The sequence below is a fragment of the Pseudomonas sp. BR20 genome, from assembly GCF_050780135.1.
Lineage (GTDB): Bacteria > Pseudomonadota > Gammaproteobacteria > Pseudomonadales > Pseudomonadaceae > Aquipseudomonas.
In genome coordinates, this window is the sequence record NZ_CP172012.1 from 2,154,205 (window position 1) to 2,169,448 (window position 15,244).

A 15,244-nucleotide genomic window follows, 5' to 3' on the forward strand; every position below is an offset into this window, starting at 1 on the left:
CGTCGATAGGGGGCACGTAGGAACTGTTCACCAGACCTGCCCGGAGCGTGCGCGATTATTCTTCGGGTGCTTGTGCGAATTCGATCAGGCCGCTCTGTTCCCGTCGTAGGCAGATTCTGTTCAGTGAACAGGCGGGCTGATCAGTCAGGCTATTGAGGGCTGGAGCGCCCGGTCATCTCCCGTGCCATCTCGGTGGCATAGCTGTCGGTCATGCCGGCGATGAAGTCGATCATCCGCAGGAACGACCTGTGCAGCGGCCACGCAGGGTCCGGCGCGTTGTTGCCCAGCAGGTCGAGAATGCGCCGGTTCTTGAACGACGGCGTGCGTCCGCCGTGCTGCTCCAGGGCCGCGCCGCAGAAGGCGTTCAACAGGATTTCCAGGGTGGTGTAGGCGCCGATCTCGTGCAGAGTCTTGCGCTTGTCCTGGAAGATCTTTTTGCGCGCCATGTCCTTGGCATCCAGCACGCAGCGTTTGGCGGGGCCGTGCATATGCTCCACCAGGTCGCCGGGCAAGGTGCCAGCCAACAAGGCATCCTGTTGTTCGACGAAGGCGCGTGCCGCGGCGTTGGTCAAATGCTCGATAGCCTTGCCGCGCAGGATCGCCAGCTTGCGTCGGCGCGAATCCTGGGAGCCCAGTTGCCGGTAAGTCTGCGGCAGGTCGTCGCCCACCAGGTCGAGCAGCAGCGACTCGACTTCGGCGTACTCCAGGAGGTCCATTTCCAGGCCGTCCTCCAGGTCGATCAAGGCGTAGCAGATGTCGTCTGCTGCCTCCATCAGATAGACCAGGGGATGGCGAGCCCAGCGTTGTTCCTCGAGTTGCGGCAGGCCGAGCTTGCTGGCGATCTGTTCGAGGATCGGCAGTTCGCTCTGGTAGCAGCCGAACTTATGTTTCTTGTAACCCAGGGAATCGGCGTGGCGGGCAGTCCAGGGGTACTTGAGGTACGTGCCCAAGGTCGCGTAAGTCAGGCGCGTGCCGCCGTCGAACTGGTGGTATTCCAGCTGGGTCAGTACCCGGAACCCTTGGGCATTGCCTTCGAAGTTGAGGAAATCATTGCGCTCAGCGGTGCTCATGTCGTCCAGCCAGCCGCGCCCCGCTGCCTGCTGGAACCAGTGGCGGATGGCGTCTTCGCCGGAATGCCCGAACGGCGGGTTGCCGATGTCATGGGCCAGGCAGGCCGATTGCACCACCATGCCCAGGTCGCTCGGGTCGCACCAGTCGGGCAGGGCGCTGCGCAGGGTTTCGCCCACGCGCATGCCGAGGGAGCGGCCTACGCAGCTGACTTCCAGGGAGTGGGTCAGGCGTGTATGGATATGGTCGTTGCTGGACACCGGGTGCACTTGGGTCTTGCGGCCCAGGCGGCGAAACGCGCCGGAGAAGATAATGCGGTCATGGTCTTTGTGAAACGGGCTGCGGCCGAGTTCTTCCGGGCTGTGCAGGGGTTTTCCAAGGCGTTCGCGGGTAAGCAGGGTGGGCCAATCCAAGGCGGGTACTCTCCGTACGGTGAATGACCCTCCCAGCTTCCCGGTTCCGCCCTGACGGGGCAAGCGAAAATCTACAGGCCGGCCGCGTCGATATCGATTAACAGCAAGCGCTGACCGTTATCGAAGAATTGTCCGGCGGTGAGGCAGTACTGGTTGGTGGTGGCGTCACGGTAGGTCGAGGACAACGTCAGGCGACGCTCCTCCCAACCTTCGGCCAGCAGGTGATAGAAGTACGGGCGCCACGACCAGTTGTGGCCCAGATAGCGGCTGTCGGCCTGCCAGGCGTCCTGGCGCCATTCGAAGTTGGGGGTCAACTGGGTGCCATGCCGGTCGCACTGGTAAAAGCGCAGCAGCCAGGGGAAGGCTGGCAGTTGGGGCAAGTGATCCAGCGGGGCTTGGGTTTGTGCCCAGGATTGCAGGATCTTCATCAGTTCGGTCAATTGCTGGCGCAGTTGCATGATGCGCCCGCGTTCGGCCAGTTTCTGCTGGACATACGCCGCGCGCAGTTGGTCAAAACGCGGCACGAAGGCGTCGGTGGCGAACCAGTCCAATTGCGCCTGGGCAAACAGATAGCCCTGTACATAGCGCGACCCGCATTCCAGGGCGAAGCTCAGCTGCGCCTCGGTTTCCACGCCTTCGGCAATGATCCAGCAGCCGGTCTTTTCCGCCATCTGCGCCAGAGCCCGTACTACGTCACTGCTCGGCCCGCCCTTGGCGGCTTGCTGGAACAGGCGCATGTCCAGCTTGAGAATGTCCGGCTGCAGCGCCAATACCCGGTCAAGCTGGGAATAGCCGGCGCCGAAGTCATCGATGGCGATGCGCGCACCGGCCTCGCGATAACGTGCCACCACCTCGGCCAGGCGCTTAATGTCGCCGCCCAGTTCGGTGATCTCGAACACGATGCGCTGCGGGTCGACGCCATGGCTGTGAATCTGTTTGAGACTCGGCAGCGCCTGGCCCGGGCGCAATTGGTTAATCCAGCGCGGCGAGATATTCAGGCTCAGGAACCAGTCTTCCGGGGCTTCATGCAGGCGGCTTAACGCATTGTCGCGAATCTGCCGGTCGAGACGGCGCAAGGTCGCGCCTGGCGTGCGTGGGTCGGCGAACAACGGGCCAACGGAGTGCAAACTGCCATCAGCCTGGCGTAGACGGCCCAAGGCTTCGACGCCAGCAATGCGACCGGTGGCGGTGTCGATAAACGGCTGGAAGCAGGCGAGCGGTTGCCCGTCGATCACGGGGCCTCCTTAAGATAGGTGGCGAAAAAAGGCCCGGCCCTCGAAAACGAGGACCGGGCCGATTCTGTTAGCAAGAATGCAGCCAGCCGGCTCAACCTTTGCGTGAATTGCCTTGCATGGCCAGTTTGATCAGCGGGATTAATCCGGCACCGAGCCGAACCAAGCGCGTCACACTGCTGATCCCGCCGCCCTTGGCGCCCTTACCGGTGAAGAAACCGATCAGCGTTACAGCGGCCACGCCCCACAGCGGCGCGTGCTTGATGCCCAGGCCGCCCTGAAAGCTTTGGCCCATGTTGCGCACCTTGTTCAGCGGCACCATCAATTGCTGGGACTCGTGGCGAATCTCCTGGCGGTGCATCTCCATGCGCAGGCGGATCAAGGCCTTGCGCATTTCCCGGCGGGAGGTTTGCTGGGTTTCATTCGAGCTCATGGCAGCAGGCGCTCCCGATCATTGGCCAGTTCTTCGAGGGTGGCGTGGAACGGCGTGGACTCATCGAACACTGCCGCTTTCAAGCGCACCCCGCAGAAGGCGGCGGCCAGGGTATAGAACACACAGAGGCAAATGATCCCGGTCAGGCGGTAGCCCGTGTCCCATACCAGGATCATCACCAGCGTCGACAACCCCACCAGCAGCAACAGGGCAAACACCAGTGCCAGGCCGGCAAACAGCAGCAGGCTGACGGTGCGGGCCTTCTGTTCCTGCAATTCGATGCCAAACAGTTCGACGTGGCTGTGCAGCAAGCCTAGAACGGCCGCGCCCAGGCGTCGTGAGGTGGTACCCGTGGACGAGCCAGTTTCGCCGATAGACATGATTAGCGCCTTGTGGCCAGCAGGCCGATCAGAAAGCCCACGCCGGCGGCAATGCCTACCGACTGCCAAGGGTTGGCCTGCACGTAATCTTCCGTCGCGGTGACCGCCGCCTGGCCGCGTTCGCGCAGGGAGTCTTCGGTTTGCTTGAGGGTTTCGCGGGCCTGTAACAGCGTGTCATGAATCTTGGCGCGCAGTTCATCGGCCTGGTCTCCCGCAAGCACCTTGGTATCGTCCAGCAACCTTTCGGTGTCAGTCACCAGGGTTTGAAAATCCGCCATCAGTATTTCTTGAGCAGTCTTTGCAGTTCTTCTGGCCATGGTTATCTCCGTGATTGGCTGATCGGTACGTGTGGTTTCGAGTCACCGGCTTCGGTGAAGGTTCAGTGCAATTGTGTGGTACAGCTTTTGCTTTGCCTTGGTGCGCAGGCTCCTGGGCCTGCGCTGAATCTGGGCGGCCTAAGGCCAGTGCCTTAAAAACCTTACCCTAAATAACTGAAACTCGCGGAAAAACCCTGTCGGCAATGGCCTGTTGTGTTTTTCGCTGCGCTAAAGCGGTTCATGCCCTCTGAAGAGGGGTGGGACCGGTGGTGCCAATTTAGTGCGCGAAACCCTGGCTTGAACCGCTTTGGTGCTTTTTGCCCTTAATGCAGGCCTGCCACCCTCAATGGAAAATTTGCAAAGTGCAGTGGATACCCTCGTCCACAGTTCCAATACCCTGTTCATCCTGATTGGTGCGGTCATGGTCCTGGCCATGCACGCCGGCTTCGCGTTTCTGGAAGTCGGGACGGTGCGCCAGAAAAACCAGGTCAACGCCCTGTCGAAGATCCTCAGCGACTTCGCCATCTCCACCCTGGCCTATTTCTTTATAGGCTATTGGATCTCCTACGGTGTGAGCTTCATGCAACCGGCGGCCGTGATCAGTGCCGATCATGGTTATGGCCTGGTGAAGTTCTTCTTCCTGCTGACGTTTGCGGCAGCGATCCCGGCGATCATCTCCGGCGGTATTGCGGAGCGTGCAAAGTTCGCTCCGCAGTTGTGCGCCACTGCGTTGATCGTGGCATTTATCTATCCGTTTTTCGAAGGCATGGTGTGGAACGGCAATTTCGGTTTGCAGGCCTGGCTGCTCAAGACGTTTGGCGCCAGCTTCCATGACTTTGCCGGCTCCGTGGTGGTGCATGCCATGGGCGGCTGGCTGGCGCTGGCGGCGGTGTTGCTGCTGGGCCCACGCAACGGGCGCTACCGCGAAGGGCGCCTGGTGGCCTTCGCGCCGTCGAGCATTCCGTTTCTGGCGCTGGGGTCGTGGATCCTGATTGTCGGCTGGTTCGGTTTTAACGTGATGAGCGCGCAGACCCTGGACGGTGTCAGCGGTCTGGTGGCGGTCAACTCGCTGATGGCCATGGTCGGTGGCACCGTTGCCGCCCTGGTGATCGGCCGCAATGACCCTGGTTTCCTGCATAACGGTCCGTTGGCCGGGCTGGTGGCGATCTGCGCGGGTTCCGACCTGATGCATCCGGTGGGCGCGCTGGTCACCGGTGTGGTCGCGGGCGGGCTGTTTGTGTGGTGCTTTATCGCCGCCCAGGATCGCTGGAAGATCGACGACGTGCTGGGTGTATGGCCACTGCACGGCCTGTGCGGTGTATGGGGCGGGATTGCGTGCGGCATCTTTGGCCAGACGGCGCTGGGTGGATTGGGCGGCGTGAGCCTGATCAGCCAATTGATCGGCACGGGGCTCGGTGTGGCCGTCGCGTTCGGCGGCGGCCTGCTGGTGTACGGCGTGATCAAGCGCGTGCACGGGCTGCGCCTGAGCCAGGAAGAGGAGTATTACGGCGCAGACCTGTCGATCCACAAGATCGGTGCGGTCAGTCAGGATTGATCGGCGCCTCTTCGTCGGTGCTCGGATGCGTGTAAAAACCGTGCAGCAGGCGATAGCGGTTATGCCGTACTTCATCGACCCGCGCCTGCACCTGGTGGTCCGGCAGGCCCAGCAGGATCAAGGCGTGGGAGGCGAGCATCAGGCTCGACTCCAGCAACTCGGGCACCACTTCGTTGGCGCCCGCGGCTTTTAATTCAGCCAGCTGGCTGTCATCGCGGGTGCGCACCAGGATCGGCACCTCGGGGTTGATATGGCGTGCTTCCTTGAGCACCGCCAGGGCGACATCACTGTTGTCCACGGCAATCACCACCAGGCGCGCGCGTTCCAGGCCCACTGCACTGAGCAACGCGCCACGGCGACAGTCGCCGTAATGCACGCTGCTGTCTTCGGTGGCGGCTTCCTGCACCCGTTCCGGGTCGTCATCCAGGGCGATAAACGCCTGTTGCTCATTGCGCAGAAAGCGCCCGATGGATTGCCCGACCCGGCCATAGCCGCAGATGACCGCATGCCCTTGTAATTGGGCGTTGAGGGCGGTGATCTGTTCCAATTGCACCTGTTGGTTGGGCTTGCGGTGCAGGCGCAAGGCAATCGCCGGTGCGGCGCGCAACAGCAGTGGGGTCAACAGCATCGAACAGAACGTAGCGGCGAGCAGCAAGCCGTTGAATTCATCGGGTATCAACCGGCTCTGCTGCATCTGCGCCATCAGCGCAAAACAGAACTCACCGCCCTGGGCCAGGGCCAGGCCGCTGCGCCAGGCAGTCTCACTGTCGCTGCCGCGCAGCTTGACCAACGCAGCCACCACACACCCTTTGATCAGTATCAGCGCGAGGGTCATGCCGAGGATCAACAGGCTGTGGCTGACGAACAACTGCAGGTCGATGAGCATGCCGATGCTGACGAAAAACAGCCCCAGCAGGATGTCGCGAAAGGGGCGGATATCCGCTTCGATCTGATGGCGATAATGGCTTTCGCCCAGCAGCATGCCGGCCAGGAAGGCGCCGAGGGCAGGGGAGAGGCCCAGCAAGTGAGTGAGCCAGGCCGTCAGCAAGACGATCACCAGCGCCAGCAGCACAAACAGCTCCGCCGAATGGGAGGCGGCGACCTCATGAAACAAGCGCGGCAATAACCAGCGGCTGGCGAGCAACAGGCCCACGAACAACACCACGGTTTTGCCCAGCGTCAGCGGCAATGCCCAGTACCAGGCCTGCTCGCTGCTGCCGGCGAACACTGGTACCAACGTCAGCAGCAACACCGCCACCACATCCTGGAACAGCAACACGCCGATCGCGTTCTGGCCATGGCTGCTGAAGATCTCGCCGAGGCTGGTCAGTTCCTTGCTGACGATTGCTGTGGACGACAGCGCCAGCCCTGCACCCAGCAACAAGGCGATGCCCGGCGTCACACCAAAGGCTATCAACAAACCCCCCAGCAGCACGCTGCAACCCAGCACCTGCAAGCTGCCCAGGCCAAACACTACGCGGCGCAGGGCGAGCATCTTGGTCAGGGAAAACTCCAGGCCCAGGGAAAACAGCAGGAACACCACGCCCAGTTCGGCGAGGTCGGGCAGATCCTCGCTGTCATTCACCCAGTCCAGGGCAGTGGGCCCCACGGCCAGGCCCACGCACAGGTAGCCCAGCACGGGTGGCAGTTGCAGACGGCGAAACAGCGCAATCACCACCAGGGATGAGGCCAGAATGATCAGCAGGTTGGCGAACACAAGCATCTCCGTTGCAGGGTGAGCGGGCAAAAAGCCGCGAGAATCGCTGAATCAGTTATAGGCCATGGTGATCTGGGTCAGGGTTTATTGTGGCAAGCCCGCTCGCCACAACAAGCCCGCTCGCCACAGGTTTTTGTCAGGCTTAGAATACTTGTCTACTTACTGATCAGGGCCATTCGTCATGCTTCCTGAATGCCAGTTGTTCGGCACCCTGGGTTGCCATCTTTGTGAAATTGCCGAAGCCGAAATCATGCCGCTCGTCGAGCGCGGGTTGCTGGTTGAGTTGGTTGATATCACCGACCCCGAAGACCTGACCGACGCCTACGGCCTAAGGATTCCGGTGCTTCGACGGGTCGATACCGGAGCTGAACTGGATTGGCCTTTCGACACCGATCAGGTTGTCGCCTTCCTGCGCTGACGTTTATGCGATGGCGGGTTTCCGAATATTACGTTACTGTATGTTTGTACAGCGATTGAATAGAGGGAACGCCCGTGGTGAATGTTGAACAACTGAAAAGCAGCGTCAATCGCATGTCTGCCGATGTCGTGCGCGACGCGGTGAACGAGCTGCGCCTCGACGGCCTGGTCACGGAAGGCAAGACGCCGTTTAACAAAGTGCATTTCAATACCTGCTTTGCCGAGATCGAGGCGTTGTTCCAGCGCGCCGGTTATCACAAGCAGCTCGATGTGGTGGGCTACCAGGGCCTGTTGTACGCGCTTTACGATCCCGGCCGCTGGGAAGCAGTGGACGTGCTGCGCTGGCTCAAGGAGTTCACCGAGGCGGCGAGTGCTTCGCCGATCCTGCGGGCGGAATTGGCCAAGGCCTGAGATCCGCCCTAGGCCGAGTCCCGCTTCATGCGGGATAATGCCTGCCTGTTTTTCCCAGGCTTCGAGCACTTCATGTCCACATCCGCTTTTTCCGCGTCCCAGCACCAAGCCAGCACCCTGTACCTGCCACCTGGCCCCTGGGCAACGGTGCTGGAGTGTCTGTGCGAGCACTTTGCGGCGATCAGCCGCGAACACTGGCTGGACCGCATCGCCCGGGGGCGGGTGCTGGATGTCAATGGCAACCCCATCCCCCTGGACCTGGCCTACAAGGAAGGCCTGTGCATCTATTACTTCCGTGAAGTACCCAACGAAAAAGTCATCCCGGTGCAGGAAACCATCCTCTACGCCGACGAGCATCTGGTGGTGGCGGACAAACCGCACTTCCTGCCCGTGACCCCGGCCGGCGAGTACGTCGAGCAAACCCTGCTGCGCCGCCTGATTCGCCGCCTGGACAACCCGGCGCTGGTGCCCCTGCACCGTATCGACCGACACACCGCCGGGCTGGTGCTGTTCTCGGCCAACCCGGCCAGCCGCTCGGCCTATCAGCAGCTGTTTCCCACGCGCCAGATCGATAAATTCTACGAAGCCATCGCCCCGGCTTTGCCTGGGCTGACGTTCCCGTTGGTACACAAAAGCCGCCTGGTGGATGGCGAACCGTTCTTCCGCATGCAGGAGGGCCCGGGCGCCAGCAATACCGAAACAGCGGTGGAGGTGCGGGAAAAGAATGGCGACTTATGGCGCTACGGCCTGTTTCCCGTGACCGGCAAGAAGCACCAGCTGCGCGTGCACATGACCGCGCTGGGGGCGAGCATCTGCAACGATCCGTTCTACCCGGAGGTGATCAAGGATGCCATGGACGATTACGCCAACCCTCTCAAGCTGCTGGCCCAGGGCGTGCGGTTTATCGACCCGGTCACCGCTGAAGAACGCCGTTTTCGCAGCCGGATCACCCTCGACTGGTGACCCCGGAAACGACAAGGCCCGCGCGAGGCGGGCCTTATGTGCAAGCGCTGAGACTTACAGGTCTTTAACGGTGCGAACCTGATCTTTGTTGATGCGGGTACGCTTGCCGTCAAGTTGTTCGAATTCGTAGAAACCCGAATCTTCGTTGTATTTCGGGGTGTCGACGGCCTGGATTTCGCGACCGTCATTCAGGGTGATCACTGTCGGCGAGGCGCAACCGGCGAGGGTAGCCAGGCCCAGTGCAAGCATGAGAGCGGCGATGGTCCGTTGAGTCATGGGTGTTGTCTCCGAGAGAATACTTTTTTGATTACTGACCTTGTGACGTGTGAGACGTCGCCAAAGTTCCTTGTGCGAAGGTTCATTCTGACACGTCAGACCTTTGGCGCAACAGCTCTGGTGTATTCAGGTTGGCCAGGCGTGGGTCATCGGTTGGGCATTCCAGGCCCACACCGCCCAATTGCAGGAGGATCTTTCGTGGGCTGCGTTCACCGGCATGCCAGGCCTGTTCTACCTCGGTTCGCAGACCGATGGGGATGATGCAGATCAAGGGTTCCCAGAATTCACCGTGGCGCACCATCACCGGCAACGATGGATTGCGTTGTGCGGTTTCACGCAGGTCGGCGAGCAGTCGGGCATCGATGTGTGGCACATCGCACGGCAGGATCAGCAGGTGCTCATGGCGCGCGGCGGCCAGTCCTGCGCGGATACCGGCCAACGGCCCGGGGAAGTCCGGGCTGTCGTCGCTCACCACCTGGTCGGCATAGGTGGCGTACTGCGCCTGGTTGCGGTTGCACGAGATGATCAGGTCATCGGTGAGTGGTCGCACCAGGCCCTGCAAGTGTGCGATCAAGGGCAGGCCGTGCCAGTCCAGCAGGCCTTTATCCTGGCCGCCCATGCGCTGGCCGCGGCCACCGGCCAACAGCAGGATCGAACAGGGCAGGGGCATTGAATCGAGTGGCATGTGGGTTCCGCGCAGGCAGCTGAACAGGGGCCTGTGATATAACATCGGGCTGTTCCTTCGACAACCGGACCGTGCCATGAAAGCCAAGGCCGATGCACCCTTCGTACCCCTGAATATCGCGGTATTGACCGTCAGCGACACCCGCACCCTGGACACCGACACCTCGGGCCAGGTCTTCGTCGACCGCCTCACCGCCGCCGGGCACAACCTGGCCGAGCGCGTGTTGCTCAAGGACGACCTCTACAAGATCCGCGCCCAAGTCGCCCACTGGATTGCCGAAGACGTGGTGCAAGTGGTGTTGATCACCGGCGGCACCGGCTTCACCGGCCGCGACAGCACCCCCGAAGCGGTCAGTTGCCTGCTCGACAAACAGGTCGACGGCTTTGGCGAACTGTTCCGCCAGATCTCCGTGGCTGACATCGGTACCTCCACCGTGCAATCCCGCGCCCTGGCCGGCCTGGCCAACGGCACCCTGGTGTGCTGCCTGCCGGGTTCCACCAATGCAGTGCGCACCGGTTGGGACGGCATCCTCGCCGAGCAACTGGATAATCGCCATCGCCCGTGCAATTTCGTGCCGCACCTTAAACTGGCTGAACCCTGTGAATCCCGTGGGTAAGCCCGGCAAGACCGGCGCCCTGATGCCGGTAGAACACGCCCTGCAGCAGCTGCTGGCGATGGCCGAAGCCGCGCCGATCCGCGAGCAGCACGTGCTGCCCCTGGCCGAGTGCGACGGTCGCGTATTGGCCCAGGACCTGGTCTCCACCCTCGATCTGCCGCCCTGGCCCAACAGCGCCATGGACGGTTACGCCGTGCGCCTGGCGGATTGGACCGGTGAACCGTTGCCCGTCAGCCAGCGCATCTTTGCCGGCCAGGCGCCGCAGCCGCTGGCGCCTGGAACCTGTGCGCGCATCTTCACCGGGGCGCCGGTACCGGAAGGCGCGGACTGCGTGGAAATGCAGGAAAACGCCGTGGTCCACGCCGACGAACGCGTGAGCTTCAGCGAGCCGTTGCAGCTCAACCAGAACATTCGCCCCCAAGGCCAGGAAACCACCGTCGGCGAGTTGGTGCTCGCGGCCGGTACGCGCCTGGGTCCGATCGAGCTGGGTCTGGCGGCTTCACTTGGCCGTGATCGGTTGGACGTGATCCGCCGCCCGCGTGTTGCGGTGTTGTCCACCGGTGATGAACTGATCGAACCCGGTCTGCCGCTCGGTCCGGGCCAGATCTACAACAGCAACCGCCGCGTGTTGTGTTCCTGGCTTGAGCGCATGGGCTGCGAAGTCATCGACGCGGGCATCCTGCCGGATGACCTGGAGCAGACCCGTTCCCGACTGGCAGGCTTGAGCGCGGTTGACCTGATTTTGTCCACGGGCGGTGTGTCGGTGGGCGAGGCGGACTTCCTTGGTATCGCCCTGCGCGAAGACGGTGAGCTGGCGTTATGGAAGCTGGCGATCAAGCCGGGCAAACCCCTGACCTTTGGTCATTTCCGTGGCGTGCCGGTGATCGGCCTGCCGGGCAACCCGGCCTCGACCCTGGTGACCTTTGCGCTGTTGGCGCGCCCGTACTTACTGCGCCGCCAGGGAGTGGCCGACGTCGAGCCGCTGCGTTTCGCAGTGCCGGTGGGGTTCACCTGGCCCAAGCCGGGCAACCGCCGCGAGTATCTGCGCGGGCGCATCGAGCAGGGCAAGGCGATCATCTACCGCAACCAGAGCTCCGGCGTGCTGCGCAGCGCGGCGTGGGCGGAGGGGTTTGTGGAGGTGTTGGAAGGCACGACGTTGGAGGTGGGTGATCGAGTCAATTTCATCCCTCTGAGTGAAGTCTTGAATTGACCCCCAATCCAAATGTGGGAGGGGGCTTGCTCCCGATAGCGGAGTATCAGTCATCTAATGTGTGGCTGAACCACCGCCATCGGGAGCAAGCCCCCTCCCACATTTGGATCTGTGTGTGCCTGTGGCTATTCAGTAGTCGTCGCCACGCTCGGTCACATCCCGCTCCACCGGCCCCGCATCCGGGTCATAGCCCACCGGGAACTTGCCCTTCAAGGTCCAGGCAAACGCAATGATCTCGGCGATGGTGCGGTACAACTCCTCCGGAATACTGTCGCCCAGTTCCATGCGTGCCAGCAGTTTCACCAACTCGGCGTTCTCATAGATAGGCACTTCATTTTCCCGCGCCAACTTGAGGATGGCTTCTGCCAGGGCATCGTCGCCCTTAGCGGTCAGGGTCGGTGCTTGCTGGCCGTCGTACTTGAGGGCAATCGCCTGGCGTGGCGGGTTGGCGTTATTCATGCGGTTTCATCCACCCAGCGTTGTTCCAGTCCGGTTTTTGGCCCGCGGGGTGGCGTGCCGAGGTGGCAATCCAGGTCGCCGACGTTGATGCCCGAAGTCACCAGCCTTTCGCGCAGATTGCCCAGATGGCTTTCGATCAGGCTGGCGGTGAAAGGTCGCGTTGCCCACAGCTGGCTGGACAGTTTGCCCTGATTCAACTGCGCCTGGACCTGCAACGGCCCCAGAGGCTCCATGTCGAAGGCCAGTTCGACGCGCCAGAGCATCTGCTTCGGATCTTTTTTGTCCTTGCGTTCGGGTTGGTCCTTGTCCGGCACCGGTTCTTCGCGCTGGAACTTGACCTGCAACGGCACGATGTCCTGCAGGGTGCGCATGGGGATTTCCAACTGCCAAGTGGTTTGCAGGCGGCCGTCGGCGGTGGTGCCGGTTTGCTCCAAGCTCGACAGCTGGTGACTCTGCAACCTGGAAATGGCCCCGGCGGCCAGACGCAGCAGGTTTTCCAGGTCGCCTTCGCCTTCAAGCTTCGCCATCAGCCGCTCGGGCAGTGGAAAGCTGACCGGTGCCTGCCGCGCGCTGACTTGGCCCAGCGTGTTCAGTGGGCTGCGCACAAAATTGGGCAATACCTGGGCCAGCGTGTTGGCCGCAAGAATGGCGTTCAGGTTGGTACTGGCGGGCAGGGCGGGCAATAAGTCCGCGACAAGGCGCAGCAGTGCGCCCTTCATGTCCAGGGGGGGTATCTGAGGATTCTGCCCTGCGAGTAATTTGGCTTCCAGAAAGGCGCCGCTGTTCTGGATCACTTGAGCCAGGACTTTGGGGTTACTGACCTGTGCCAGGTCGGGCAACGCGGCGAGCAAACGGTCGGCGGCGGCGCGCAGGTCGGCGGAAGTACTGTCGCCACGGGGCAGGTTTTGCAGTGCGGTGAAGACCGCATCGAGGGAGCCCTGGCGACTTTGCTGGGTCGACAGTTGCTGGGTGACCGCCAATTGATCCTTGAGCCCGCTCAGCGGCACAAAATTCAAGGTCTGCGCGTTCTGCACCACAGCGCTGAGCAAACTGCCCACGCGCAGCGGTTGTGGGCTTTCCACCGTCAGTGTCGCGCCAGCCAAGGCGTTATTCAGCACTGTCACCAGCGAACGATAGATCGCCGGTTGCGCCGTGCCCTGGGGCAGCATCTGAGTGGTCAATACCTTGGCTTGCAACAGCGTACCTTCCGGGACCTTGGCGGTATCGATGCGGGTGAGGGCGGCGACGTTGGCACTCAAGGCCTGTTGCAGGCTGAGGGTCAGGTTGCCCGCTGGCGTCTGACTCACTGCCACATTGCTGCCTAAGGGCAAGGGCTGGGCGCTGCTGGCCTGCACCAGCGTCTGACGACCGCCGTCCAAGGTCAGCTTGAGCAGCAACTGAAAGGCCTCACCGCCTTGTTTAAGGGCGATGACTTCGGCATTCGCGGTTTTCCCTGGGTCGATCAGCCCGGTCTGCGGCTCCAGCAGTTTCAGCAGCGCCCCAGGCGCAGGCGCAGGCGCAGAGCTTTGCCCGGCTGCCGGGGTGGGAGGAAGCGTAGGAAGGTTGATCTCTCCGGTCATCGTGCGCATCGTCTCTGGGGAAATAGCCCTCTTTAGCGTAGGGCATCGCATGTATAATGCCGCCCGTCTGCAAAGAGAGCGCTAAAAACCTCACAACTATTTGATCCAGCTCTCTAAAATCGGTCGCCAAAGCCGTTATGGTGCTTCTTTCTATAACGGCCGCTGCACCGCCGACTTGAACCGTAAAGGCCCGCAATCTCTTGACCAGCCCTCTTCTTGAAGCCGTAGCGCTCTCCTGTGAACGCGACCTGCGTCTGCTGTTCGAGCACCTCGACCTGCGTGTGGCGGGCGGCGACATGCTGCAGATCAGCGGCCCCAACGGCAGCGGCAAGACCAGTCTGCTGCGCCTGCTGGCCGGCTTGATGCAGCCCACGGCCGGTGAAGTTCGACTCAACGGCAAGCCGCTCAACGAACAACGCTCTGAGCTTGCGCGCAACCTGATCTGGATCGGCCACGCCGCCGGCATCAAAGATGTGCTCACCGCCGAAGAGAACCTCAGCTGGCTCAGTGCCCTGCATCATCCCGCGACCCGCGACGCCATCTGGCAGGCCCTGGCCGCCGTCGGCCTCAAGGGTTTCGAAGACGTTCCCTGTCACACCCTGTCTGCCGGCCAACAGCGCCGTGTGGCCCTGGCGCGCCTGTACCTGCCGGGCCCGCCACTGTGGATTCTCGACGAACCCTTCACCGCCCTCGACAAACAAGGCGTCACCCAATTGGAAGAACACCTGGCGCGGCACTGCGAGCAGGGCGGCCAGGTGGTGCTCACCACCCACCACACCCTGGCGCGCATTCCCGTCGGTTACCGTGACCTCGACCTGGGCCGGTGGTCGGTATGAGTGTGTTCGCCCTGTTGGTCGCCCGCGAAGCCCGGTTGCTGTGCCGTCGCCCGGCCGAATTGGCCAACCCGCTGGTGTTCTTTGCCATCGTGATCGCGTTGTTCCCGTTGGCGGTCGGCCCCGAGACTAAACTGTTGCAAACCTTGTCGCCGGGACTGGTGTGGGTCGCGGCCCTTTTGTCTGTCCTGCTCTCGCTGGACGGGCTGTTTCGCAGTGATTTCGAAGACGGTTCCCTCGAACAGTGGGTCCTTTCGTCGCACCCCCTGCCACTTCTGGTACTGGCCAAGGTGCTGGCACACTGGGCTTTTTCCGGCTTGGCGCTGGTGCTGCTCTCACCGTTGCTGGCGATGATGCTAGGGTTGCCCTCCGAGTGCCTGCCGGTGTTGCTCCTTTCCTTGTTGCTCGGCACGCCAGCCTTGAGCTTGCTGGGGGCGGTGGGCGCGGCACTGACCGTCGGTTTGAAGCGTGGTGGCCTGCTATTGGCCCTGTTGATTCTGCCGTTGTACATCCCGGTACTGATCCTGGGCAGCGGCGCGTTGCAAGCCGCGCTCATGGGCATGCCGGCGACCGGTTACCTCCTGTGGCTTGGCAGCCTGACCGCCCTGGCGGTAACCCTGACACCCTTTGCTATAGCTGCCGGCCTGAAGATCAGCGTCGGCGAATAATGAGGTCTGAC

Annotated in this window: 18 protein-coding genes; 8 read left to right on the plus strand and 10 right to left on the minus strand. The window is 62.2% G+C overall.

Annotated elements, in window-relative coordinates:
- Positions 1 to 149: 149 nt before the first annotated feature.
- From ACHPFG_RS09795 to ACHPFG_RS09815, 5 genes are all read right to left on the minus strand, one after another.
- Entirely contained in the window at positions 150 to 1,481 is a 1,332-nt protein-coding gene (locus ACHPFG_RS09795) for a deoxyguanosinetriphosphate triphosphohydrolase (protein WP_145338064.1), read from the minus strand.
- Between the two features lie 71 nt (positions 1,482 to 1,552).
- Complete coding sequence (locus ACHPFG_RS09800; RefSeq protein WP_431702249.1) at positions 1,553 to 2,716, minus strand: EAL domain-containing protein; 1,164 nt, start codon at positions 2,714 to 2,716, stop codon at positions 1,553 to 1,555.
- A 91-nt stretch (positions 2,717 to 2,807) separates the two neighbouring features.
- Positions 2,808 to 3,146 (minus strand): hypothetical protein, encoded by a 339-nt coding sequence (locus ACHPFG_RS09805; protein WP_131699502.1) that lies wholly within the window; start codon positions 3,144 to 3,146, stop codon positions 2,808 to 2,810.
- Positions 3,143 to 3,526 carry a phage holin family protein gene (locus ACHPFG_RS09810; protein WP_033901397.1) on the minus strand — a complete coding sequence of 128 codons (384 nt, stop codon included), beginning with the start codon at positions 3,524 to 3,526 and terminating at the stop codon, positions 3,143 to 3,145. Before ACHPFG_RS09810 ends, ACHPFG_RS09805 begins: the two co-directional genes overlap by 4 nt.
- A gap of 2 nt (positions 3,527 to 3,528) precedes the next feature.
- The gene (locus ACHPFG_RS09815) at positions 3,529 to 3,843 is read right to left on the minus strand and encodes a DUF883 family protein (protein WP_012723021.1); all 315 of its coding nucleotides are present in this window, start codon (positions 3,841 to 3,843) and stop codon (positions 3,529 to 3,531) included.
- A 346-nt stretch (positions 3,844 to 4,189) separates the two neighbouring features.
- Here ACHPFG_RS09815 and ACHPFG_RS09820 point away from each other — a divergent pair, with 346 nt between their 5' ends.
- Positions 4,190 to 5,398, plus strand: coding sequence for an ammonium transporter (locus tag ACHPFG_RS09820; RefSeq protein ID WP_090410096.1), 1,209 nt, complete (start codon positions 4,190 to 4,192; stop codon positions 5,396 to 5,398).
- Here the strand turns inward: ACHPFG_RS09820 and ACHPFG_RS09825 are convergent.
- Positions 5,385 to 7,121: a cation:proton antiporter gene (locus ACHPFG_RS09825; protein ID WP_431702250.1), complete on the minus strand. Its 1,737-nt coding sequence runs from the start codon at positions 7,119 to 7,121 to the stop codon at positions 5,385 to 5,387. The genes ACHPFG_RS09820 and ACHPFG_RS09825 overlap by 14 nt on opposite strands.
- A gap of 175 nt (positions 7,122 to 7,296) precedes the next feature.
- On the opposite strand from ACHPFG_RS09825, the gene ACHPFG_RS09830 reads away from it, so the two are divergent.
- From ACHPFG_RS09830 to ACHPFG_RS09840, 3 genes are all read left to right on the plus strand, one after another.
- The gene (locus ACHPFG_RS09830) at positions 7,297 to 7,533 is read left to right on the plus strand and encodes a glutaredoxin family protein (RefSeq protein ID WP_259193526.1); all 237 of its coding nucleotides are present in this window, start codon (positions 7,297 to 7,299) and stop codon (positions 7,531 to 7,533) included.
- A gap of 74 nt (positions 7,534 to 7,607) precedes the next feature.
- Positions 7,608 to 7,943: a hypothetical protein gene (locus ACHPFG_RS09835; protein WP_010565034.1), complete on the plus strand. Its 336-nt coding sequence runs from the start codon at positions 7,608 to 7,610 to the stop codon at positions 7,941 to 7,943.
- Between the two features lie 72 nt (positions 7,944 to 8,015).
- On the plus strand, positions 8,016 to 8,906 hold the full coding sequence (locus tag ACHPFG_RS09840) for a pseudouridine synthase (RefSeq protein WP_431702251.1): 891 nt from the start codon (positions 8,016 to 8,018) through the stop codon (positions 8,904 to 8,906).
- A 54-nt stretch (positions 8,907 to 8,960) separates the two neighbouring features.
- Here the strand turns inward: ACHPFG_RS09840 and ACHPFG_RS09845 are convergent, their stop codons facing one another.
- A complete protein-coding gene (locus ACHPFG_RS09845) occupies positions 8,961 to 9,182 on the minus strand; it encodes a YgdI/YgdR family lipoprotein (protein ID WP_010211805.1) in 222 nt (73 codons plus the stop codon).
- A gap of 82 nt (positions 9,183 to 9,264) precedes the next feature.
- The gene (gene mobA, locus ACHPFG_RS09850) at positions 9,265 to 9,867 is read right to left on the minus strand and encodes a molybdenum cofactor guanylyltransferase MobA (RefSeq protein ID WP_339452367.1); all 603 of its coding nucleotides are present in this window, start codon (positions 9,865 to 9,867) and stop codon (positions 9,265 to 9,267) included.
- A 76-nt stretch (positions 9,868 to 9,943) separates the two neighbouring features.
- Here mobA and moaB point away from each other — a divergent pair, with 76 nt between their 5' ends.
- Both moaB and ACHPFG_RS09860 read left to right on the plus strand, forming a co-directional pair.
- Positions 9,944 to 10,483, plus strand: coding sequence for a molybdenum cofactor biosynthesis protein B (moaB, locus tag ACHPFG_RS09855; RefSeq protein ID WP_131699497.1), 540 nt, complete (start codon positions 9,944 to 9,946; stop codon positions 10,481 to 10,483).
- Positions 10,467 to 11,693 (plus strand): molybdopterin molybdotransferase MoeA, encoded by a 1,227-nt coding sequence (locus ACHPFG_RS09860; RefSeq protein ID WP_431702252.1) that lies wholly within the window; start codon positions 10,467 to 10,469, stop codon positions 11,691 to 11,693. The genes moaB and ACHPFG_RS09860 overlap by 17 nt, the downstream gene beginning before the upstream one ends.
- A 129-nt stretch (positions 11,694 to 11,822) precedes the next feature.
- On the opposite strand, the gene ACHPFG_RS09865 is transcribed toward ACHPFG_RS09860, so the two are convergent.
- Positions 11,823 to 12,152 (minus strand): EscU/YscU/HrcU family type III secretion system export apparatus switch protein, encoded by a 330-nt coding sequence (locus ACHPFG_RS09865; RefSeq protein WP_065939955.1) that lies wholly within the window; start codon positions 12,150 to 12,152, stop codon positions 11,823 to 11,825.
- Positions 12,149 to 13,732, minus strand: coding sequence for a flagellar hook-length control protein FliK (locus ACHPFG_RS09870; protein ID WP_431702253.1), 1,584 nt, complete (start codon positions 13,730 to 13,732; stop codon positions 12,149 to 12,151). Before ACHPFG_RS09870 ends, ACHPFG_RS09865 begins: the two co-directional genes overlap by 4 nt.
- 200 nt (positions 13,733 to 13,932) lie before the next feature.
- Here ACHPFG_RS09870 and ccmA point away from each other — a divergent pair, with 200 nt between their 5' ends.
- Positions 13,933 to 14,568: a cytochrome c biogenesis heme-transporting ATPase CcmA gene (gene ccmA / locus ACHPFG_RS09875; RefSeq protein ID WP_431702254.1), complete on the plus strand. Its 636-nt coding sequence runs from the start codon at positions 13,933 to 13,935 to the stop codon at positions 14,566 to 14,568.
- Positions 14,565 to 15,233 carry a heme exporter protein CcmB gene (ccmB, locus tag ACHPFG_RS09880; protein WP_057014556.1) on the plus strand — a complete coding sequence of 223 codons (669 nt, stop codon included), beginning with the start codon at positions 14,565 to 14,567 and terminating at the stop codon, positions 15,231 to 15,233. The genes ccmA and ccmB overlap by 4 nt, the downstream gene beginning before the upstream one ends.
- Positions 15,234 to 15,244: the final 11 nt, after the last annotated feature.

Bases quoted from the DNA above. Each gene is read 5' to 3' on its own strand.
- ACHPFG_RS09825 (WP_431702250.1), bottom strand. From the start codon at position 7,121: ATGCTTGTGTTCGCCAACCTGCTGATCATTCTGGCCTCATCCCTGGTG.
- ACHPFG_RS09840 (WP_431702251.1), top strand. From the start codon at position 8,016: ATGTCCACATCCGCTTTTTCCGCGTCCCAGCACCAAGCCAGCACCCTG.
- ACHPFG_RS09815 (WP_012723021.1), bottom strand. From the start codon at position 3,843: ATGGCCAGAAGAACTGCAAAGACTGCTCAAGAAATACTGATGGCGGAT.
- ACHPFG_RS09820 (WP_090410096.1), top strand. From the start codon at position 4,190: ATGGAAAATTTGCAAAGTGCAGTGGATACCCTCGTCCACAGTTCCAAT.
- ACHPFG_RS09845 (WP_010211805.1), bottom strand. From the start codon at position 9,182: ATGACTCAACGGACCATCGCCGCTCTCATGCTTGCACTGGGCCTGGCT.
- ACHPFG_RS09870 (WP_431702253.1), bottom strand. From the start codon at position 13,732: ATGACCGGAGAGATCAACCTTCCTACGCTTCCTCCCACCCCGGCAGCC.
- mobA (WP_339452367.1), bottom strand. From the start codon at position 9,867: ATGCCACTCGATTCAATGCCCCTGCCCTGTTCGATCCTGCTGTTGGCC.
- ACHPFG_RS09810 (WP_033901397.1), bottom strand. From the start codon at position 3,526: ATGTCTATCGGCGAAACTGGCTCGTCCACGGGTACCACCTCACGACGC.
- ACHPFG_RS09805 (WP_131699502.1), bottom strand. From the start codon at position 3,146: ATGAGCTCGAATGAAACCCAGCAAACCTCCCGCCGGGAAATGCGCAAG.
- ccmB (WP_057014556.1), top strand. From the start codon at position 14,565: ATGAGTGTGTTCGCCCTGTTGGTCGCCCGCGAAGCCCGGTTGCTGTGC.
- ACHPFG_RS09830 (WP_259193526.1), top strand. From the start codon at position 7,297: ATGCTTCCTGAATGCCAGTTGTTCGGCACCCTGGGTTGCCATCTTTGT.
- ACHPFG_RS09865 (WP_065939955.1), bottom strand. From the start codon at position 12,152: ATGAATAACGCCAACCCGCCACGCCAGGCGATTGCCCTCAAGTACGAC.
- moaB (WP_131699497.1), top strand. From the start codon at position 9,944: ATGAAAGCCAAGGCCGATGCACCCTTCGTACCCCTGAATATCGCGGTA.